Source organism: Hymenobacter segetis (assembly GCF_038448715.1).
GTDB classification, from domain to species: Bacteria; Bacteroidota; Bacteroidia; order Cytophagales; family Hymenobacteraceae; genus Hymenobacter; species Hymenobacter segetis.
This window is the reverse complement of record NZ_JBCEVZ010000080.1, coordinates 1-19,442: the sequence shown is the minus strand read 5'-3', so window position 1 is coordinate 19,442 and position 19,442 is coordinate 1. Positions and strand designations below refer to the sequence as shown.

Annotated in this window: 19 protein-coding genes, 1 tRNA gene and 3 pseudogenes; 6 read left to right on the top strand and 17 right to left on the bottom strand. The window is 57.4% G+C overall.

Features of this window, described 5'->3' with window-relative positions:
* Positions 1–335: pseudogene (locus AAFH49_RS20275) on the top strand (tyrosine--tRNA ligase); the annotation flags it as partial.
* A gap of 218 nt (positions 336–553) precedes the next feature.
* Here AAFH49_RS20275 and AAFH49_RS20270 read toward each other — a convergent pair.
* Together AAFH49_RS20270 and AAFH49_RS20265 are read right to left on the bottom strand one after the other, a co-directional pair.
* Positions 554–724: pseudogene (locus tag AAFH49_RS20270) on the bottom strand (histone H1); the annotation flags it as partial.
* A gap of 252 nt (positions 725–976) precedes the next feature.
* A complete protein-coding gene (locus AAFH49_RS20265) occupies positions 977–2,224 on the bottom strand; it encodes an aminotransferase class I/II-fold pyridoxal phosphate-dependent enzyme (RefSeq protein WP_342301037.1) in 1,248 nt (415 codons plus the stop codon).
* 289 nt (positions 2,225–2,513) lie between these two features.
* On the opposite strand from AAFH49_RS20265, the gene accC reads away from it, so the two are divergent.
* Positions 2,514–4,025: an acetyl-CoA carboxylase biotin carboxylase subunit gene (gene accC, locus AAFH49_RS20260; RefSeq protein WP_342301035.1), complete on the top strand. Its 1,512-nt coding sequence runs from the start codon at positions 2,514–2,516 to the stop codon at positions 4,023–4,025.
* 63 nt (positions 4,026–4,088) lie between these two features.
* On the opposite strand, the gene AAFH49_RS20255 is transcribed toward accC, so the two are convergent.
* The 3 genes from AAFH49_RS20255 to parS form a co-directional block, all read right to left on the bottom strand.
* Entirely contained in the window at positions 4,089–4,319 is a 231-nt protein-coding gene (locus AAFH49_RS20255) for a hypothetical protein (protein WP_342301034.1), read from the bottom strand.
* A gap of 38 nt (positions 4,320–4,357) precedes the next feature.
* A complete protein-coding gene (locus AAFH49_RS20250) occupies positions 4,358–4,810 on the bottom strand; it encodes an RES family NAD+ phosphorylase (RefSeq protein WP_342301033.1) in 453 nt (150 codons plus the stop codon).
* A 123-nt stretch (positions 4,811–4,933) separates the two neighbouring features.
* The gene (parS, locus tag AAFH49_RS20245) at positions 4,934–5,377 is read right to left on the bottom strand and encodes a type II RES/Xre toxin-antitoxin system antitoxin (protein ID WP_342301032.1); all 444 of its coding nucleotides are present in this window, start codon (positions 5,375–5,377) and stop codon (positions 4,934–4,936) included.
* A gap of 172 nt (positions 5,378–5,549) precedes the next feature.
* Between parS and AAFH49_RS20240 the strand changes: the two genes are divergently transcribed.
* The 3 genes from AAFH49_RS20240 to AAFH49_RS20230 all read left to right on the top strand — a co-directional run bounded on the left by AAFH49_RS20240 (position 5,550) and on the right by AAFH49_RS20230 (position 7,312).
* A complete protein-coding gene (locus AAFH49_RS20240; protein WP_342301030.1) occupies positions 5,550–5,969 on the top strand; it encodes a secondary thiamine-phosphate synthase enzyme YjbQ in 420 nt (139 codons plus the stop codon).
* Positions 5,970–6,212: 243 nt separating this feature from the next.
* Entirely contained in the window at positions 6,213–6,809 is a 597-nt protein-coding gene (locus tag AAFH49_RS20235) for a Crp/Fnr family transcriptional regulator (protein WP_342301028.1), read from the top strand.
* A gap of 149 nt (positions 6,810–6,958) precedes the next feature.
* Positions 6,959–7,312, top strand: coding sequence for a DUF4260 domain-containing protein (locus tag AAFH49_RS20230; RefSeq protein WP_342301026.1), 354 nt, complete (start codon positions 6,959–6,961; stop codon positions 7,310–7,312).
* Between the two features lie 303 nt (positions 7,313–7,615).
* Here the strand turns inward: AAFH49_RS20230 and bshB1 are convergent, their stop codons facing one another.
* The 8 genes from bshB1 to AAFH49_RS20190 form a co-directional block, all read right to left on the bottom strand.
* A complete protein-coding gene (gene bshB1, locus AAFH49_RS20225) occupies positions 7,616–8,335 on the bottom strand; it encodes a bacillithiol biosynthesis deacetylase BshB1 (RefSeq protein WP_342301024.1) in 720 nt (239 codons plus the stop codon).
* 155 nt (positions 8,336–8,490) lie between these two features.
* Positions 8,491–9,615 (bottom strand): peptidoglycan DD-metalloendopeptidase family protein, encoded by a 1,125-nt coding sequence (locus AAFH49_RS20220; RefSeq protein ID WP_342301022.1) that lies wholly within the window; start codon positions 9,613–9,615, stop codon positions 8,491–8,493.
* Positions 9,616–9,706: 91 nt separating this feature from the next.
* Positions 9,707–10,639, bottom strand: a complete 933-nt coding sequence (gene trxB / locus AAFH49_RS20215; RefSeq protein ID WP_342301019.1) for a thioredoxin-disulfide reductase — start codon at positions 10,637–10,639, stop codon at positions 9,707–9,709.
* Between the two features lie 125 nt (positions 10,640–10,764).
* Positions 10,765–11,628 carry a sigma-70 family RNA polymerase sigma factor gene (locus AAFH49_RS20210; RefSeq protein WP_035566352.1) on the bottom strand — a complete coding sequence of 288 codons (864 nt, stop codon included), beginning with the start codon at positions 11,626–11,628 and terminating at the stop codon, positions 10,765–10,767.
* A gap of 122 nt (positions 11,629–11,750) precedes the next feature.
* Positions 11,751–13,922: a polyribonucleotide nucleotidyltransferase gene (gene pnp / locus AAFH49_RS20205; protein ID WP_342301017.1), complete on the bottom strand. Its 2,172-nt coding sequence runs from the start codon at positions 13,920–13,922 to the stop codon at positions 11,751–11,753.
* Between the two features lie 199 nt (positions 13,923–14,121).
* Positions 14,122–14,397, bottom strand: coding sequence for a 30S ribosomal protein S15 (gene rpsO, locus AAFH49_RS20200; protein ID WP_342301015.1), 276 nt, complete (start codon positions 14,395–14,397; stop codon positions 14,122–14,124).
* Positions 14,398–14,530: 133 nt separating this feature from the next.
* A complete protein-coding gene (locus tag AAFH49_RS20195) occupies positions 14,531–15,985 on the bottom strand; it encodes an LptF/LptG family permease (protein WP_342301014.1) in 1,455 nt (484 codons plus the stop codon).
* Positions 15,986–16,083: 98 nt separating this feature from the next.
* Positions 16,084–16,497, bottom strand: coding sequence for an START-like domain-containing protein (locus AAFH49_RS20190; RefSeq protein ID WP_342301012.1), 414 nt, complete (start codon positions 16,495–16,497; stop codon positions 16,084–16,086).
* A 132-nt stretch (positions 16,498–16,629) separates the two neighbouring features.
* Here AAFH49_RS20190 and AAFH49_RS20185 point away from each other — a divergent pair.
* Positions 16,630–16,703 (top strand) — tRNA-Met (locus tag AAFH49_RS20185).
* Between the two features lie 183 nt (positions 16,704–16,886).
* Here the strand turns inward: AAFH49_RS20185 and rplT are convergent.
* The 4 genes and pseudogenes from rplT to thrS form a co-directional block, all read right to left on the bottom strand.
* Positions 16,887–17,231: a 50S ribosomal protein L20 gene (rplT, locus tag AAFH49_RS20180; protein ID WP_168672944.1), complete on the bottom strand. Its 345-nt coding sequence runs from the start codon at positions 17,229–17,231 to the stop codon at positions 16,887–16,889.
* A 138-nt stretch (positions 17,232–17,369) separates the two neighbouring features.
* Positions 17,370–17,564 (bottom strand): 50S ribosomal protein L35, encoded by a 195-nt coding sequence (rpmI, locus tag AAFH49_RS20175; protein WP_046242504.1) that lies wholly within the window; start codon positions 17,562–17,564, stop codon positions 17,370–17,372.
* 210 nt (positions 17,565–17,774) lie between these two features.
* Positions 17,775–18,332, bottom strand: a pseudogene (infC, locus tag AAFH49_RS20170) (translation initiation factor IF-3); the annotation flags it as partial.
* Between the two features lie 199 nt (positions 18,333–18,531).
* Positions 18,532–19,442 (bottom strand): threonine--tRNA ligase (thrS, locus tag AAFH49_RS20165; protein WP_342301009.1); only part of this gene is annotated, 911 nt, incomplete at its 5' end.

Sequence of the window (19,442 nt, the reverse complement as noted above, 5' to 3'; positions counted from 1 at the left end):
CTTTAGCCGCATCTCAGGTACTTTTTGGTGGCGGCGACTTTCTTGCCCTCGATGAGGCAACTCTGTTGGATGTATTTGCTGGAGAAATTCATGTGCGAGTGCCCCTTGCAGATGCGGCCGATATGAATGTAGCTGTACTTCTCAGCGAGGCCACCGACAAACAGATTCTGCCATCCCGTGGCGAAGTACGAAAGCTCATTCAATCCAACGGCATCAGCATCAACCGCGAAAAAGTGGCTTCGCCAGAAGTAGCGGTATCTGACTTAGCGCTGCTTCACAACAAGTATCTTGTGGTGAAGAAAGGCAAGAAACATTACCTGATTGAGTTCGTCTAGTCGCGTTTGCTTAGCCAAGCTGCACAATAAAAAAGGCCCTACCAATCGGTAGGGCCTTTTTTGTCGTCCACAGAATCCGCGAAATCCGAAGAATCCGAGCGAATCCGTGGTATGGATTACTTCTTCTTAGCAGGAGCAGCTTTTTTAGCAGCCGGAGCAGCAGCCTTCTTAGCAGCGGGAGCGGCTTTCTTAGCAGCGGGAGCAGCCGTGGCAGCACCAGCGTTTTTGGTGTTCTGCACTTCGGTGCGGAACGCCTGGGCCATCGTTTTCAGCTCCTGCATGCCTTTGCGCACGCGGGTGCCAGCAGCAGCGTTCTGCTTGTCGTAGAATTTCGAGAAATCGTCTTCGAGCGACATCACGAGGTCCTTCAGTTTGCCAAAATTGTTCATTGGAAGTTGGGGTTGGGGGTGAAAAATGAGTTTGTGGTGGTGTTAATCCGGCCCTAATATACAGGGATTTCAAATGCAAGCAAGTTTTTCACTTTTTTTTAAAAACCCCTCTCCGGCTTTCAGAGGCAGATTTCGCCAAAAAAAAGGCCATTTGCGCAAAATGCGCAAATGGCCAACCCATTAGAATAGTCCAAAAACAAAAACGCGGGCCGCCTTCTCAGGCAGCCCGCGTCAGCACTTGGCGAGGCAGTTTTAAACCGCCTCCGGAATCGCAGTCGTGCGGCTGTAGAGGCCCTTTTTGAGCTTCTCGGCCACGGCGGTAAACGCCACAATCGTTTCCTCTACATCGGCAAGCGTGTGGGAGGCCGTGGGGATGATGCGCAGCATAATCACGCCTTTCGGCACCACCGGATACACCACAATAGAGCAGAAAATACCGTGATTCTCACGCAAATCCAGCGTTACCTGCGTTGCATCGGCCACTGTGCCCTCCAGCAGCACGGGCGTTACGCACGAGGTAGTGGTACCCAGATTGAAGCCTTTTTCGCGCAGGCCGCTCTGCATGGCGCGCACAATCGTCCAGAGATTTTCCTTAAGCTGCGGTTGGGTGCGCAGCAACTCCAACCGCTTTAGCGCGCCCACTACGAGGGGCATGGGCAGCGATTTGGCGAAAATCTGGCTGCGCATGTTGTAACGCAAATAGTCAATTACGCTTTCGGGCCCGGCCACGAATGCGCCGATGCTCGCCATGCTCTTAGCAAAGGTCGAAAAATAAAGGTCGATACCGTCCTGCACGCCCTGTTCTTCGCCCGTTCCGGCTCCTTTGGCGCCCATCGTGCCAAAGCCATGAGCATCGTCAACGAACAGACGGAAGTCGTACTTTTCCTTCAGTGCCACCACACCGCGCAGGTCACCCTGGTTGCCCGACATACCGAAAACGCCCTCGGTAATGACGAGGATGCCGCCGCCGGTTTCGTCGGTCAGGCGCTTGGCGCGCTCCAGCTGCTTTTCGAGGCTGGCCATGTTGTTGTGGTTATACACAAACCGCTTGCCGGCGTGCAGGCGCACCCCGTCGATGATGCAGGCGTGCGACTCGGCGTCGTACACAATCACGTCGTGGCGGTTCACCAGCGCGTCGATGATGGACACCACGCCCTGGTAGCCGAAATTGAGCAACGTGGCGGTGGGTTTCATCACCATTTCGGCCAGCTCGTCTTCCAGCTGCTCGTGCAGGGTGGAGTTGCCGCTCATCATGCGTGCGCCCATGGGCAGGGCCATGCCGTAATCGGCGGCAGCGTCGGCGTCGGCTTTGCGCACCTCGGGGTGGTTGGCCAGGCCGAGGTAGTTATTCAGGCTCCAGGTGAGCACTTCTTTGCCCCGGAAAATCATGCGGGGCTTGATTTCACCTTCCAGCTTGGGGAAAGCAAAGTAGCCGTGCGCGTAGCTTGAATGCGAACCCAGAGGCCCGCGGTTGGCCGAAACCCGGTCAAAAATATCCACTGAAAAAACGGTATAGGGTGAGAAAAGAGCGGAAGAACAGCCGCTTTGGGAATTGCTATTGACTTTACAACCCAAAACAGGGCTATCCACAAAGGTAGCCACCGCGTCGCGGATGTACATAATTTGGGCTAATCAACCGGGGAATGGCCCAAGGGTTTGCCGATGGGCTGTGGTTTCGCAGTTTCTTTGTGGGCGCTTTGTGCAGAATAGCACAAACCCGGCCGTCATACAGCGCGCTGCATGACGGTCCTTCTCCCAGAAATCCCTCCTGCGCCTCACTCCCACCCACATGAAAAAAATCTCCAAGCTGCTCGTCGCCAACCGGGGCGAAATTGCTTTGCGCGTGCTGCGCTCCGCGAAGGAAATGGGCATTGCCACCGTGGCCATCTACTCCGAAGCCGACCGTAACGCCTTGCACGTGCGCTACGCTGATGAAGCCGTGTGCGTAGGCCCGCCCGCCTCAAAAGACAGCTACCTGCGCGGCGACAAGATTCTCGAAGTCTGCAAAGAGTTGGGCGTTGATGCCATTCACCCCGGTTACGGTTTCCTTTCCGAGAATGCTGGTTTTGCCCGCGCCGTGCGTGAGGCGGGGCTGATTTTCGTGGGTCCGAGCCCCGAGGCAATGGAAATCATGGGCGACAAGCTCTCGGCCAAGCAGGCCGTGAAGGCTTACAACATTCCGCTGGTGCCCGGTACCGATGAAGCTATTTCCGACGTAGCCGCCGCAAAGGTGATTGCGCATGAAGTGGGCTTTCCGATTCTGATTAAGGCCTCGGCCGGCGGCGGCGGCAAGGGCATGCGCATTGTTAATAATGCCGACGAGTTTGAGGAGCAAATGCAGCTGGCCATTAATGAGGCGGTATCGGCCTTTGGCGATGGCGCGGTTTTCATTGAGAAGTTCGTGACTGGCCCGCGCCACATCGAGATTCAGGTGCTGGGCGACGAGCATGGCAACATCGTGCATCTGTTCGAGCGCGAGTGCAGCATCCAGCGCCGCCATCAGAAGGTGATTGAGGAAGCGCCCTCCTCGGTGCTCACGCCCGAGCTGCGCGCCCAAATGGGCCAGTGCGCCGTGGACGTGGCCCGTGCCTGCGACTACACCGGCGCCGGCACAGTGGAATTTCTCCTCGACGACAAGCACAATTTCTACTTCCTGGAGATGAATACCCGCCTCCAGGTGGAGCACCCTGTGACGGAACAAATCACCGGCCTCGACCTGGTGAAGGAGCAGATAAAAGTGGCCCAGGGCGAGCCCCTCGCCTTCTCACAAGCCGACCTCACCATCACCGGTCACGCCCTGGAGCTGCGCGTGTACGCCGAAGACCCGCAAAACAATTTCCTCCCGGATATCGGAACGCTGACCACCTACGTGCGCCCCCAAGGCCCCGGCGTGCGCGTGGACGACGGCTTCGAGCAGGGAATGGACATTCCGATTTACTACGACCCGATGATTGCCAAGCTGGTCACCTTCGGGGCCGACCGCGCCGAGGCCATTGCCCGCATGCTACGCGCCATCGAGGAGTATCAAATCACGGGCATCGAAACTACGCTGGGCTTCGGCCGCTACGTGCTCACGCACCCCGCCTTCGTGAGTGGCAACTTCGATACGAACTTCATCCGCGACCATTTCACGCCCACCACCCTCGCCCCCGCCGCGCCGGACGAGGCCACGGCCAAAATAGCCGCCGCGCTGGGTGCCATGCTCCTTAGCGACAAGAAACCCAAAGCCGCTGCCGCAACTGGCGAAACTGGTGGCACAGACGCATCGGGCTGGCGGCGGAACCGATTGGGCGTGCGGTAATGCCCTCAACTTTAACAGAAAAGAGAAGCCTGGCTGATGCCAGGCTTCCCTTTTTTAGTGCGCCTACATCTTCGTTAATCTGTCACCATTAATAGTATCCCAAAAGCATTTGCACGCTTCAGATTCGCTGGCAAAGATTTTCAAATTAGATTTCTGCCCCCTCTCGCTGTAATAAATTTCCCATCCACGAGCTGTTTTGCCAATGGTGTAAGTCTCATTCAGTAAGCCACCGCTTAGGTGCCAGCCGCGAAACTTTCCTGTTACTAGTGCTTCTTCTAACGTTTTTAAATCCATTTATCGTCTGATTAAGGGAGTTTAAGTAACTGCGTTTTTTATTGCTCCTTAATTCGCGGGTCAAACTCAAAATCCTCCCAGCCCACGATGCGAATTTGCGCGAAATCCGGGTGGCGGGTGTTGAGCACGTAGTTGTGCTCGTGGGCGATGATGGAGGATGGCACCCGCAGGATGGCGGCGGTTTGGCGCTGGTACCAGGCGGTGCCCAGGGGCTGGCAACGGGCGTAGTGGCGCGGTAGCTGCCACTCGGGCGGCATCTGGGCCAGGGTTAGCTCTTCGATGGGCAGGGCGTCGGGCACGTCGATGCGGATGACTTTGAAGAGGCTGTTGAGGCCTTCGCCGCTGCGGTGCACCACGTTTTCGAGGCAGGCCAGGGCGCGGCTGCCGGCGGCGTAGATGACCAGCTGGCCGCGCAGATTCCAGCGGCCGGGGTTGCCGGAGGCGACTAATTCACCGGCGTATTTGGCCAGGCAGATGCGGTAGATTTCCACTTATTGAACGTCAGCAGAGCGCAGCGAAGCATCTCGCGTGCAGCATTAATCAGTCGTAGTAGTTAGTGGCGGCACGCGAGATGCTTCGCTGCGCTCTGCATGACGTTCTTATCTTAAAAGAAATTAAGCCAAGTCACCGTGGGCAATGCGGTCGACTTCATCGGCCACGAGGTCGATGCCACCGCTGGTTTCGAGCAGGGCCAGCGGGGGCTGGTTATCGAGGCCGTAGGCGGGCTTATCGAGCCAGCGGCGGAAGGCCGGGAGCGAGCCGAATACTTCCTCGCCCTGACTAGCCAAGGCCAGTAGTTTCAGGATTTGCTCGCTGGCGGCGGGGCCGAGGCGCTTTTTGCCTTCGCGGTAGGCGCGCAGGGTTTTGGTGGTGGTGTGCAGGAGGTCGGCCAACTCGTCGGCGGTGAGCTTGAGGAGGGCGGCCACGTCGAAGGCGGTTTTGGCGGGGATGCCGGTGCGGGCTTCCATCACGAGGGCGAAGGAATCGGCGACGGTGGCTTGCAGGCCCAGCAGAGCGGGCGAGTAAACTGCGGCGGGAGGTGTGGCGGTGGCAGTCATGGGTATGGGAGTTAATTCTTACCCAAATATGGGAAATATTTCCCTAATAACGGAGAAATATTTCCCTTTGTTCCATTGGCACGTTGGCAGAGTACAGGAGCGAATATCGGCTACCTCTGTTACCAGTAGGCCAGGGCCACGTATGCCTACCGTATTTCCTACGTCACTACCGATGATTTTTCAGAAACAGCTGCGACTGCCGGCCATGTACCGGGGCTTCCACCTCATCACTGATTACGTACTTCAGGAGCTGCCCCAGCTGGCGCGGGTGCGGGCCGGCCTGCTGCATGTTTTTATCCAGCACACCTCGGCCAGCCTGTGCATCAACGAAAATGCCGACCCCACGGTGCGCCACGATTTCGAGCAGTTTTTTAACCGCACGGCACCCGAAAATGCCCCCTACTTCCACCACAAATCCGAAGGCCCCGACGACATGCCGGCCCACCTGAAAGCCGCCATGCTGGGCAGCAGCGTCAGCATCCCGGTCACGAACGGCCGGCTGGCCCTAGGTACCTGGCAGGGCATCTACCTGGGCGAGCACCGCGACCACGGCGGCCGGCGCTCGCTGGTGCTCACGCTGATGGGCGAGTGATTAAGAAAACGTATTGTAGCATCAGGGAAATAAGCGCGGGTGCTGAAATGAGAAACCGCCCCGGTCGCAAGCGCGGCCGGGGTAGTTTCTCATTTGTCATGTTATGAGGACAATAGTTTACCTGCCTCGGCTCCGCGCAGGCAAACTATTTTTCCTACTGAACTACCAACTTACTTTCTTCGAAGGTTCTACGTTGGCTATTTTTATGAAATTAAAAACGTTAATACCGTTTTTGTCGCCAGCATGCTTCACCCCCTCCGCGCCTATCTCCAACGCTTCGTGCCCACCCTTAGCGATGCCGAGTGGGCCCCGCTGGCGGCGGCATTGAGGCCGTGCCACCTGGTCCGGGGGGCGCACTTTGTGGAGGCCGGGCAGCGGCGGCCCGAGCTAGCCCTGCTGCTACACGGAGCCTGCCGCCTCTACTATCCACGGCCCGATGGCGAGGAGCGCACCACCTACTTCTTCTTCGAAAACCACCTGCTGGGCGACTACCCCGGCTGCCTCACTGGCCAGCCCAGCCAGCTCAGCATCCAGGCGCTGACGGACTGCGAGTTGGTGGTGTTCGACTACGCGGTGCTGCGGCGACTCTACAACGAGTGGCCGGTGTACGAGCGGTTCGGCCGGCTCGTGGCCGAGTACCACCTCCTGGGCACCGATGCCCGGCTGGTCGAGCAGCTGCTCCTCTCGCCCGAAGAGCGGTACCTGGCCCTGCTGCGCAGCGGCAAAACGAAGATTCTGGAGCGTATTCCGCAGCACTTGGTGGCCAACTATCTGGGCATAACGCCGGTATCGCTAAGCCGCATCCGGGCGCGGGTGACACGGGGAAGCAGCAGGAAGTAACGGGCAAGTGGTGAAATGTGCGTGGTGGGCATGACGGCTTTTTTGTCCGGATGGCCCAAGACCAGCCTGCATTTCTTAGCTTTTGTTAACGAGAATGGGCATGGGGCCGTCGGAATTTTGGGTCATCATTCACCCAACCCTTTTGCCCCATGAAAAACCTGCTGAAAACCGAAGAACTGGCCGAAATGCTGCTGGCCGTGGTGGTATTCACCCAGTTGCCGTATGCCTGGTGGGTGCTGCCCGCCACGTTTCTGCTGCCCGACCTGAGTATGCTGGGCTACCTGGCCGGCCCCCGGGTGGGCACTGCCAGCTACAACCTGTTTCACCACAAGGCGCTGGCCGTAGCCGTGGGCTTGGCCGGTTGGGCACTGGGGCAGCCACTGCTGCTCCTGGCGGGCACCGTGCTGTTCTTCCACAGCGCCTTCGACCGGATGCTGGGCTACGGCCTGAAGTACGTCACCGGCTTTAAGGATACGCACCTGGGGCAGATTGGGCGGGCGTAGGTTCGCGCCAATACGACGGCAAATGCTCACAAAACTGCTGGCACGGCCCTGTTTTTAGCTGGTGCCCTCTACCCCGCGTACGCCCGCTCCCCATCCACCTGCCGCACCAGAAACATGGCGGCCAGGGTATCGAGCAGGGACTGAATTTTTCTCCTGCTCACAAAGTAAAGGAGGCCGCCACGCTCGTATGTGGCGGCCTCCAAGAGTATTCTCAGGCCGGGGGCAGTTATCGTTTCAGAAGCTGTCAGCGGAAGCTTTGGCGGCCTGACTCCGGCCCATAGAGGCCGTTGCAATGGCCGGATATTACAGCAAGTCGCTCACCTCGCGTACTCCTACCGGCCGGGCCACAGTGAAGCCTTCGCCAAACTCGACCCCGATGATGTGGCCAAACTCCCGCGCCCGCGCCTCCATAAACCGGCTAAAGGCCTGGCTCGACAGGTAGGTTTGCGGGGCGTCCAAATCGGGGTTGAAGAACTGGGTTTTGAAGGCCTGAATAGCCTCCCACTTCTTCTCCCAGTACGGCGTAATATCCACCACAAAAGCGGGCGGCAGCTGCCGGTCCTGGATGTAGTGGTACACGTTTTTAGGCCGCCAGGCTTCCTGCGGCAGGCCGTCGTCGCCGATGGTTTCAATCATGCGCAGCCCGGCCAGAAAACAGGCATCAATGGCCAACTGGGCGGCGCGGCCGTGGTCGGGGTGCCGGTCATCAATGGCGTTGGCCAGCACCACTTCGGGCCGGTAGCGGCGAATGGCGGCAATAAGCGGCAACTGGTGCTCCCGGTCGTTGCGAAAGAAACCATCAGCCATGCCCAGGTTTTCGCGGATATCGATACCCAGGATTTTATTCGCCGCCGCCGCTTCTTCCGCCCGAATGGCGGGTGTGCCGCGCGTGCCCAGCTCGCCCCGCGTGAAGTCGACGATACCAACTTTTTTACCGGCCGCCATACTGGCCAGCAGCGTGCCGGTGCAGGACATTTCTACATCATCGGGATGGGCACCGAGGGCCAAGATATCAAGCTTCATGGGGAAATTTTGGTACTTAATGAAATAAAGAACGTCATGCAGAGCGCAGCGAAGCATCTTGCCCGCTGCCACTAACTCGTATTTATTGAATTAGTGGTGGCGGTAAAGATGCTTCGCTGCGCTCTGCATGACGGTTGGGTTGGTAGTAGAGCGGCTTATTTAATCCGCAGCTTTTTGCCCGGCTGCAAAGTGCGCACCCCCGGGTTCAGCTTTTTCAGGGTGCTTACCCGCACGCCATACCGCTCGGCCACTTCCGACATGGTATCGCCGGAGCGCACCTTGTGCGTGACAACTTGCCTAGCCCGCGAAGGCGAACCACTGCTGCGACTCCCGCTACTCCGGTGCCCGAGGGCGCGGCTGTAGTAGTTGAACAGCGCTGAAGTAATAGTAAAATTGTCCTTGCGCAGCTTGTAGCCGGGGAAATCATACATCAGCACCGGGTTGATGGGGTTGCCTTGGTAGCGCACTTCAAAGTGCAGGTGCGAGCCCGTGCTGCGCCCCGTGCTGCCACCGTAACCGATGAGCTGGCCCGCTTTCACGAAGGTGCCCACGGTTACCAACGCCTTGCTTAGGTGGCCGTACACTGTTTCGAGGCCATTGTAGTGGCGCACCAGAATGTAGTTGCCGTAGCCGCCGCCGTCCCAGGCCTGAATGCGTACCACGCCGTCGAACACGGTTTTCACTGAGTCGCCGGTTTCCAAATCCAGGTCCATGCCGTAGTGCCAGCGGTAGCCCCGGAAAGCGAAGCCCGAGGTGATGGGCGTGGTCAGGAGCGGCATTTTGGCGTAGCGCTGCCGGGGCGGGTCTGTGAGGTGTAGCTTCAGCGAGTCGCGGTAGCTGCGGCCGTCGACGCGGTAGGGGTTCACGCGGTGCGTGTCCCAGATGGAATAATAGCCCGCCACCTTCACCCACGACGAATCAATCAATACTTCCTCCGACATCTCCACGATTTCCTGACCGCCCTCGTTCAGCGTCGTGGTGTCTTCGCTCACGATACTGAGCTTTTTGGCCGGATTGAAATAGATGGATTTCGCGGCGTCCGAGTTGTCGTCGGGTATTTCCTCGGTTTCAATAACCGTGGTAGTGTCCGGCCGCACGTAGCGCATCCGGGGCGTTTTGATGCGGAAGAAATCCGACTTGCCGGTCGTGCTGCCGGCTTTAGCCTTGGTGCGCGGGGCCTTGCGGCGTTGCGCCTGGGCCGGACTCAGCCCAACCAGCAGCCAGAGCAGCGCCAGCAACAGTAGCACCGGGCGCCAGAATGTTGTTTTCAGGATAGTCAAAAGCAAATAAATTAACAGATTGTCTCCGCACATCATGCTGAGCATTCTGCTTGGCGCGCAGAATACTCGGCATGACGCTTAAAAGACAAATTTAGTGTATGCCCATGGCAGCCAAATACCGTTCCGCATCCAGCGCGGCCATGCAGCCGGTGCCGGCGGCCGTCACGGCCTGGCGGTAGGTGTAGTCCTGCACATCGCCGCAGGCAAACACGCCGTCGATATTCGTCTTACTGGTGCCGGGAATCGTTTTCAGATACCCCTGCTCGTCGTGGTGCAGGTAGGGCTGGAAAATCTTGGAATTCGGCTCGTGCCCAATGGCCACGAAAAAGCCCGTCAGCGCGATTTCGCGGGTTTCGTGGGTCAGCACGTTTTTCACGCGCACGCCTTCCACCGCATGCTCACCCAGAATCTCATCCGTTACCGTATCGAACAGTACCTCAATCTTGGGGTTGTCCAGCACGCGCTGCTGCATGATTTTCGAGGCTTTCATCTCGCTCTTGCGCACAATCATAGTCACCTTGCTACACAGGTTGGCAAGGTAGGTCGCCTCCTCAGCCGCAGTGTCGCCCGCGCCCACAATGGCCACTTCCTGCCCACGATAGAAGAATCCATCGCACACGGCGCAAGCCGAAACACCCGAACCGTTCAGCTTGGCTTCCGACGGAATACCCAGCCACTTGGCCGAAGCCCCGGTGGCAATAATCACGGAATCGGCCGTCAACTCGATGGTTTCGTCAATCGTGATTTTGCGCGGATGCACGGAGAAATCAACCGCCGTGGCAATACCATAGCGAATATCGGTGCCGAAACGGGTAGCCTGCTTTTTCAGGTCTTCCATCATCTCCGGGCCCATAATTCCGTCCGGGTAGCCGGGGAAATTCTCAACGTCGTTGGTAATCGTCAACTGGCCACCGGGCTGCAGACCCATGTACATCACGGGCGCCATGTTGGCGCGAGCAGCGTAAATAGCAGCAGTATAACCAGCTGGGCCAGAGCCGATAATCAGGCATTTAATGTGTTCCATTGCGTAGCGCACGCTTGAGCTTGCGCGTTTTAAGGTCAGTGTAAAATTGCGCAGGCAAAAGCATGCGCTACAAAAAACCCCAACCTTACAGCCGGGGTTTTTGCAACAACAAAACTAAGCAGAAGTTAGCCCAGATAAGGCTTCAGCGCCTTCGAGCGCGACGTGTGCCGCAGACGACGAATAGCCTTCTCCTTAATCTGACGCACCCGCTCGCGGGTCAAGTTAAACTTCTCGCCGATTTCCTCCAAGGTCAAAGCGGCTTCGCCGTTCAGCCCGAAGTAAAGCGTAATCACGTCAGCTTCGCGCTTAGTGAGCGTACTCAAGGCGCGCTGCACCTCCTTGCGGAGCGAGTCATTCATCAGTGCCATGTCCGGCGACTCCTCGTCCTCGTTTTCGAGCACGTCGAGCAGACGGTTTTCCTCGCCCTGCACAAACGGAGCATCCACCGATACGTGGCGACCCGAAATCTTGAGCGTGTCCACTACTTCCGAAGTAGTCAACTCCAGAACCTCAGCAATTTCCTCAGGCGAAGGCTCACGTTCGAACTTCTGCTCCAGTTCCGAGAAGGATTTGCTGATTTTGTTCAGCGAACCCACGCGGTTCAGGGGCAGACGTACGATACGGCTCTGCTCGGCCAAGGCCTGCAGAATCGACTGGCGAATCCACCAAACGGCGTACGAGATGAATTTAAAGCCCCGAGTTTCGTCAAAACGCTTAGCCGCTTTGATGAGGCCGAGGTTACCCTCGTTAATGAGGTCACCGAGGCTAAGACCTTGGTTCTGATACTGTTTTGCAACCGACACTACGAAACGCAGGTTGGCCTTAGTCAATTTTTCCAGCGCCTGCTGGTCCCCGTCGCGGATGCGCTGCGCGAGCGTCACCTCCTCGTCGGGCGTGAGCAAATCAACCTTGCCAATCTCCTGGAGGTATTTATCCAGCGACTGGCTTTCGCGGTTGGTAATCTGCTTACTAATTTTTAGCTGTCTCATTGGGGACTAGGTAAGAACGATATCTGATGGGGTTATACGAAAGAAAAAGCTGTCCGGACAGTCCCCTAAGTCAGAGGTAGCCAACAGGCTTCCTCTGACATTAGTTCGGACTGCCTGGATAACTACGCCTGGGCTTCGCCGTTGCTGGCGGCCGCCGTCTCCGGCTTGGGCAGCAACACCTTGCGCGACAAGCGGTACTTGCCGGTTTTCTTATCGATTTCCACCAGTTTCACGTCGATGTCCTGGCCCACTTCCAACAAGCCTTCCAGCGTCTGAATCCGCTCGTGGGTCACTTCTGAGATGTGCAGCAGGCCATCCTTGCCCGGCATAATCTCCACGAAAGCGCCGTAGGGCTGAATGCTGCGCACTTTGCCTTTGTATACCTCGCCCACTTCGGGCTGCGCGGCGATAGCGCGAATCCGGTCGATAGCGCCCTGCATGTCCTCTTGGTTGGAGGCATAAATGCTTACGTGGCCCTTCTCGTCCTTCTCCTCGATAATTACCGTGGCGTTGGTGTCCTTCTGGATTTGCTGGATGACTTTGCCGCCCGGCCCGATTACCGCGCCGATAAATTCTTTGTCAATCAACATCTTGTGCGAGCGCGGCGTGTGAGGCTTCAGCTCGGCCGCCGGAGCGGCAATGGTCTTCGCCATTTCGGCGAGGATATGCAGGCGGCCGGCGCGGGCCTGATGCAGCGCGGCGGTCAGAATCTCATTGCTCAGGCCCTGGATTTTGATGTCCATCTGGCAAGCACAAATACCTTTCTCGGTACCGGTTACTTTAAAGTCCATGTCGCCGAGGTGGTCCTCGTCGCCGAGAATGTCGCTCAGTACAGCGTATTCGCCGGTTTCTTTATCCTGAACCAGACCCATAGCGATGCCCGACACGGCACCCGTGATTTTCACACCGGCGTCCATCAGCGCCAGCGAGCCGGCACAAACGGTGGCCATCGAGCTGGAACCGTTCGACTCCAGAATGTCTGACACGATGCGGATAGTGTAGGGGTTTTCGTCTTCGGGGGGCAGCACTTGCTTCAGCGAGCGCAGGGCCAAGTTGCCGTGGCCGATTTCGCGGCGGCCAGCGCCACGGTTCGGCTTCACCTCACCGGTCGAGAAACCGGGGAAGTTGTAGTGCAGCATAAATTTCGAGTAGCCCTTGGCCAGCGGCTGGTCGATGATTTGCTCATCGAGCTTGGTGCCAAGCGTGGCCGTGGTCAGGCTTTGAGTCTCGCCACGAGTAAAAATAGCCGAGCCATGAGCACCGGGCAGATAGTTGATTTCCGACCAGATAGGACGGATTTCGGTGAGCTGGCGGCCGTCGAGACGCACCCGCTCTTTCACCATCATGTCGCGGATAGCCTTCTTTTCAGCCGAGCCATAGTAGCGGCTGAACATTTTCATGTTCAACTCCGCATCCACGGACAGCAGGTGCTCCAGCACCTCTTTTTTCACTTTACCAAAGCCTTCCTTACGGCCACCTTTGCTAGTGTTGCCGCTGCGGGCTACAGCGTAAGCACCCTGATACACGGCGTCCAGAATGGTCTTTTTCAGCTCCTCGTTCTCCTCGTACTTGGGGTACTCGCGAGTCGGCGAGTCGGCGGTGCGGCCCACGGCCTCGGCCAAATCTTTCTGCAGCTGGCACTGGGCCTTGATGGCTTCGTGGCCGAAAGCAATGGCCGCCACCATTTCCTCTTCGCTCACTTCCTTCATGGCACCTTCTACCATGGCCACGGAGTCGGCGGTAGCGCCCACCATCAGGTCCATGTCGGCGCGGGCCAGGTCGGATGTCTTGGGGTTAATCTGGAATTGGCCGTCAATGCGCGCCACGCGCACTTCGGAAATCGGACCAGCAAACGGAATGTCGGAAATCGACAGCGCAGCCGAGGCGGCCAGGGCGGCCAAAGCATCGGGCTGAACTTCTTTATCGGCCGAGATGAGGGTAATCATTACCTGCACCTCGTAGTGGTAGTCTTTGGGGAACATCGGCCGCAGAATACGGTCGACGAGGCGGCACACCAGGATTTCGTAGTCGCTCAGGCGGCCTTCGCGGCGCTGAAACGAACCGGGAATCTTGCCGGCCGAGCCGAATTTCTCCTGATAATCCACCGACAGGGGCAGAAAATCAACGCCTTCGCGCTGGCTCGGGGCCGAAACCACCGTGGCGAGCAGCATGGTATCGCCGAGGCGAACCACGACGGCACCGTCGGCGAATTTGGCCAGCTTGCCGGTTTCGATGGAGATAACGCGGCCGTCGGGCAGCGCCAGGGTTTTGGTAATGGCGTGGGGTTGGGACATCAGCGGGATTTGCTTGGATAAGCGACAGCGGGCGAGCAGCCAAAAACGAGCACCGCGCACGGCCCTCGTTACTCAGGTAAACACAACAAGGCACCGATGGTAAAACAGCTTTCCGGGCCGGCCTCGGGGCCAAACCAACCCGAACAAAAAAAGAGTAGGGAACCTTCGTTGGAAGGCTCCCTACTCTCAGATTCTGGACTTACTTACGGATGCCCAGCTCCTTGATGATGGCACGGTAGCGGTTGATTTCGCGGTGCTGCAGGTAGTTCAACATGCTGCGACGCTTACCTACCAGCTTCAGAAGGCCCAGGCGGGTGCTGTGGTCCTTCTTGTTCACCTTGAGGTGCTCGGTGAGGTGGGTGATGCGGTGGGTGAAAAGGGCGATTTGCGCCTCGGCCGAACCAGTGTCGGTTTTCACTTTTTGCAGGCTGTTCTTTTCGAAGATGGCCTGTTTTGCTTCTGTAGTTAAAATCATCGGTTGATAGGTGTTACCCCGTCTTAGATTTTAGGATGAAAAAAGAAATTTGTGTACCCCACACATTGGGGTGCCGCAAAGGTACGAAATTTAAAAACAGGATGAAAGCGCGGAGTTGAGATTTGTGCCAGACCTACGCAACAACCTCTTCCTCCGGCTCCGTGATTTTGCGCAGCGCCGGAATGCCCAGGCGCTGCGGCAGCCGCCGCCAGAAATCCATTTCCAGCAAACCGGAGTCGTTATAAGCCTGGTAGAGGAAGAACAAGCCCGCCGGTAGCAACACCAGGTTCGACATCCACATGCCCACTCCTACCGGCATCACAAACTCACGGCCGTACTTCTCGCCCATGATGCTGAGCACATAGTACACGATGAAAAAGAGGATGGAAATGAGAATAGGCACGCCCAGGCCGCCTTTCTTGATAATCGAACCCAGCGGCGCCCCAATCAGAAACATCAGCAGCACCGCGACGGACTGCGAGTATTTCCGGTAAACCTCAATCCGGAACAGGGCCGAATTGCGGGCGTAGTCATTCAGCCGCTCGGAGGTAGAGTTGGCGAAAGCCTGGAGGTTGCGGGCCCGGTTGGCAGCCTGCTGGATGATGGAAGCGGTAACGGGAGCCAGTTTTGTAGCAGGCACTTGGAGACTTTCCACCTTTTGGTTGGCCTTGCGCCCGGTAGTATCGAATCGCGCGAAGGTGTAATACGCATTCATTTGACGGGGAAGCTGCCGCTGCTCCACATGCAGCTTTTTCTGTACCGAATCGGTAGCGGAATGCAGCTGCGGGATGTTGAGCATCATCCGATTTTCCTTAAACAGGTCCTCCTTGGTGCGACCCAGGCTGAACGAGGCCAGCGAGAAGGTTATGACGTTGTGGTCGAAGCCCTGGCGCACAAAGCTGGCCCCGGCACGGTCACGGGAATCAGGCTGCTCGATGTAGTTGTGTCCGTGAAACAGTTCCAGATTCAGATAACCGCCCCCTAGCGTAGTAAACATGCGGCCGGAATCGGCCAGCATCACCGTGGCGTTGCCCGATTTCTGGGTGTGGTCATAAATCATGACGCCGTGCAGGCGGTCGCCGTTTTCGCCGGTTTTCTTATCAACCTTAATGGTGTAGCCGGGAATACCGCTGTAAAACACGCCCTCGCGGATGTCCAAGGCCAATTTTTGCTGGCGCACGTCCCACAGAAGACTATAGGCTTTGAGGTTGGCCCGGGGCACAATGGTTTCGTTGAACCAGAACGCGCCGATGGCCAGGCCCGCCGTGAGCAGCAACACCGGCCGCAGAATGCGGGTGAGCGCAATGCCCGAGGCCTTGATGGCCGTGAGTTCGTGGTGTTCGCCCAGGTTGCCATAGGTCATCAGCGAGGATAGCAGCACGGCCAGCGGTAGCGAAACGGGCACAATGAGCACGCTGAAATAGAACAGGAGCTGCAACAGCACCCCCGTGCCCAAATCCTTGCCGATGATATCGTCCAGATACTTGAGTAAGGTGTGCGTGAGCAGAATAAACTGCACCACTGCGAAGGTGAGCAGAAACGGGCCGGCAAAGGCCTTTAGAATAAGCTTGTCGAGCTTTTTGAGCATGGTAGGCAGCGCTTGGGGGCGCAAAAGAACGCGCCAGCGCAGAAACGAAAGTTCAGATAAAAAAGTACCGCAGCACCATTATGAAAGAATTGGGCTGGTTAGCCGCCCACCTGGTCGCGCAGCTTGGCCACCAGGCTTTCCCACATTTCGTGCTGCTCGGCAGCATCGTGGCCCGCCGAGTAATCAACCACGCGCAGGTACACTTCATCCGTCACCTGTGATGAATCGAGGGTAAATTCCAAGAAATTGGCATCGAGCACCGATTGGCGGTGGTCATCAAGGAACACGAAGCGAACAGCCTTATTGAGGCGCTGGCCCGAAATCTCGGCGTAATGGTTGTCGTTATCCCAGATAAAATTGAGGCGTTGGCCCTCCACGTAGCGCACATCGTCGCAAAACCACTGGGAAAGGCCCGAGGCGGTAGCCAGGTAAGGAAAAAGAATCTTGGGTGACGCGTTAATGGGGAATTCCACCACGAAACGCGTTTTAGTTTGAGTATCAGGCAATGCCATAGTACGGAGATGAAGGAAGCCGAGCGCCGCGACCGTAAAACAGGCGGAACACAGAAGAAATACAGGTTTATTTGGCCCAGCAACTTGTTTCGGGGCCTTTTGTAACGTTACCTTTGCACCCACAAAAAACCCGGCGGGGTAGCTCAGCTGGTTAGAGCACAGGATTCATAACCCTGAGGTCGGCGGTTCGAGCCCGCCTCCCGCTACGTCGAAAACCGTTTCAGTCTGGTACTGGAGCGGTTTTTTCGTTTCCAGTCCTTTGGGTCAGCAGATGGCGAGACTTATAATGAAACGGGAACGACCGTGCGGGCCAGTTAGCTTGGGCCCAAAACAAGAAAACGCTGAACCCAAGGGCCAGCGTTTTCTTGGTGGATTGCGCGCAGGGGCAGTTACTTCGCCTTCTCCACGATGCCTTTGAAGGCTTCGGGGTGGTTGAGGGCCAAATCAGCCAGCACTTTGCGGTTGAGCTCGATGCCAGCCTTTTTCAGGCCGCCCATCAGCTGCGAGTACGACAGGCCGTGCTCACGAGCACCGGCGTTGATACGCTGAATCCAGAGAGCACGGAATTCGCGCTTCTTTACTTTACGGTCGCGGTAAGCGTAGAGAAGGCCTTTTTCAACGGCGTTCTTGGCTACGGTCCACACGTTTTTGCGACGGCCATAATAGCCTTTCGCCAAACGCATGATTTTCTTACGGCGGTGGCGCGAGGCCACGTGGTTGACACTTCTTGGCATAACCTTGAGAGTTTTTGGCAGCCGGCGACGGGTGAAGGTCTTTAAGGCCGGAAGCCTGGTGAAATTTTAATTATTGGGTGACTTACAGCCTTAAGCGAGGTGTGACACGGGCCACGCACTCACTAGCAACCAGTAAAATCAGATGTTCAACATCTGGCGCACGCGGTTCATGTCGGCGCTGCTCACGAGGCCGGTGTGGGTCAGGCCGCGCTTCTGCTTGGTCGTCTTCTTCGTGAGGATGTGTGATTTGAAGGCGTGCTTCCGCTTCACCTTGCCCGTTCCGGTGAGCGCAAAGCGCTTCTTAGCACCGGATTTCGTCTTTACTTTCGGCATTGTAGTAAGTGTTGGAGGGTTGGTTGTTGATTGTTGATTGCTGACTGACCAGTGGTCGGGAAGCCATCTTCAACCGGGTAAAATCTATTCGGCGGCGTCGGCGGGAGCCGGAGCCGGTTCGGAGGTCTTGTCAGTAGCGTCTGCCTTGGGCTCAGCCGGCTTGGGGGCCTTCGGCTTGGCATCGGCAGGAGCAGCGGGCTTAGCGGCGGGCTTCACTACGGCAGCCGCTTTCGGGGCCAGATAGAGGAACATGCGCTTGCCTTCGAGCTTGGGCAGCTGCTCTACTTTGGCGAGGTCCTCGAGGGCCTGGGCAAACTTGAGCAGCAGGATTTCGCCCCGCTCCTTAAACACGATGCTACGACCAACGAAGTGCACGTAGCTCTTGATTTTCGCGCCTTCGCGCAGAAACTCCTGGGCGTGCTTCACTTTGAAGGCGAAGTCGTGTTCGTCGGTGTTGGGACCGAAGCGGATTTCCTTGAGCACGACCTTGGTCTGCTTGGCTTTCAGCTCACGGGTTTTCTTCTTCTGCTCGTACTTAAATTTCGAGTAGTCGATGACGCGGCAGACCGGCGGAGTGGCAGTGGGCGAAATCTCGACGAGGTCGAGGTTTTGCTCCTGTGCCATTTTCCGAGCCTGGTCGGTCGGATAAATACCCTGTTCGACGTTGTCGCCAACGAGTCGTACCTCGCGGGCCAGGATTTTCTGATTGATTTTGAACGGCTCTTCCACCTGCTGGCGGGGCACGTACCGACGATTCGGAGCTGCTATGGTTTGGTCCTCCTGCTAAAAAAGTGGCGGGGAATGAGATTCTGGGCGGTTTAGGCCGGGTAAGGCCTGGTTATCAGGGGGCAAATATCGGCATTTTTAATTGGAAAGACAAGCAGGGCGCAAATTGTATTTCCTGGAAGGCAAGAAAAGGCCGTTGCGCTGAGTGCAACGGCCTTTTCTTGCCTTAATTATGAACTGATTAATAAGCCTCTACAATCTGGCTTTGCACACTTTTTACAAAAGCATCCAAAGGCATCGAGCCCAGGTCACCTTCGCCGTGCTTGCGCACACTGATGATTTTATCCTGGGCTTCCTTCTCTCCTACTACCAGCAGGTACGGCAGCTTGGCCATTTCGGCGTCGCGGATTTTGCGGCCGATGCGCTCGTCGCGGGCATCCACGGTGCCGCGCAGGTCGCGCTGCTCCAACTGGGCTTTCACTTCGTTGGCGTAGTCGATGTACTTGTCCGAGATGGGCAGCACGATAAACTGCTCGGGGGTGAGCCAGAGCGGGAAGTTGCCGGCGCAGTGTTCGATGAGCACGGCCACGAAGCGCTCCAACGAGCCGAAGGGCGCGCGGTGCAGCATCACGGGGCGCTGCTTGGTATTGTCGGGAGCCACGTATTCGAGGTCGAAACGCTCGGGCAGGTTGTAGTCAACCTGGATAGTGCCGAGCTGCCAGCGGCGGCCGAGGGCATCACGCACCATGAAATCAAGCTTGGGACCGTAGAAGGCGGCTTCGCCGTATTCGGTGACCGTGGGCAGGCCTTTTTCGGCGGCGGCTTCCTGGATGGCGCTTTCGGCGAGGGCCCAGTTTTCGTCGGAGCCGATGTACTTGGTTTTGTTCTCGGGGTCGCGCAGGCTGATTTGGGCCGTGTAGTCTTCGAAACCGAGGTTTTTGAAGACGTAGAGCACCAAGTCAATTACCTTCTTAAACTCCTCTTTCACCTGGTCGGGGCGGCAGAAGATGTGGGCGTCGTCCTGCGTGAAGCCGCGCACACGGGTGAGGCCGTGCAGCTCGCCCGACTGCTCGTAGCGGTACACGGTGCCGAATTCGGCGTAGCGTACGGGCAGGTCGCGGTAGCTGCGGGGCTCGGTTTTATAGATTTCGC

Bases quoted from the DNA above. Each gene is read 5' to 3' on its own strand.
- parS (WP_342301032.1), bottom strand. From the start codon at position 5,377: ATGACTGCCACCGCCACACCTCCCGCCGCAGTTTACTCGCCCGCTCTG.
- AAFH49_RS20255 (WP_342301034.1), bottom strand. From the start codon at position 4,319: ATGGATTTAAAAACGTTAGAAGAAGCACTAGTAACAGGAAAGTTTCGC.
- trxB (WP_342301019.1), bottom strand. From the start codon at position 10,639: ATGGAACACATTAAATGCCTGATTATCGGCTCTGGCCCAGCTGGTTAT.
- AAFH49_RS20195 (WP_342301014.1), bottom strand. From the start codon at position 15,985: ATGCTCAAAAAGCTCGACAAGCTTATTCTAAAGGCCTTTGCCGGCCCG.
- bshB1 (WP_342301024.1), bottom strand. From the start codon at position 8,335: ATGAAGCTTGATATCTTGGCCCTCGGTGCCCATCCCGATGATGTAGAA.
- rplT (WP_168672944.1), bottom strand. From the start codon at position 17,231: ATGCCAAGAAGTGTCAACCACGTGGCCTCGCGCCACCGCCGTAAGAAA.
- accC (WP_342301035.1), top strand. From the start codon at position 2,514: ATGAAAAAAATCTCCAAGCTGCTCGTCGCCAACCGGGGCGAAATTGCT.
- AAFH49_RS20235 (WP_342301028.1), top strand. From the start codon at position 6,213: ATGCTTCACCCCCTCCGCGCCTATCTCCAACGCTTCGTGCCCACCCTT.
- pnp (WP_342301017.1), bottom strand. From the start codon at position 13,922: ATGTCCCAACCCCACGCCATTACCAAAACCCTGGCGCTGCCCGACGGC.
- rpsO (WP_342301015.1), bottom strand. From the start codon at position 14,397: ATGATTTTAACTACAGAAGCAAAACAGGCCATCTTCGAAAAGAACAGC.
- AAFH49_RS20210 (WP_035566352.1), bottom strand. From the start codon at position 11,628: ATGAGACAGCTAAAAATTAGTAAGCAGATTACCAACCGCGAAAGCCAG.
- AAFH49_RS20190 (WP_342301012.1), bottom strand. From the start codon at position 16,497: ATGGCATTGCCTGATACTCAAACTAAAACGCGTTTCGTGGTGGAATTC.
- AAFH49_RS20240 (WP_342301030.1), top strand. From the start codon at position 5,550: ATGATTTTTCAGAAACAGCTGCGACTGCCGGCCATGTACCGGGGCTTC.
- AAFH49_RS20230 (WP_342301026.1), top strand. From the start codon at position 6,959: ATGAAAAACCTGCTGAAAACCGAAGAACTGGCCGAAATGCTGCTGGCC.
- rpmI (WP_046242504.1), bottom strand. From the start codon at position 17,564: ATGCCGAAAGTAAAGACGAAATCCGGTGCTAAGAAGCGCTTTGCGCTC.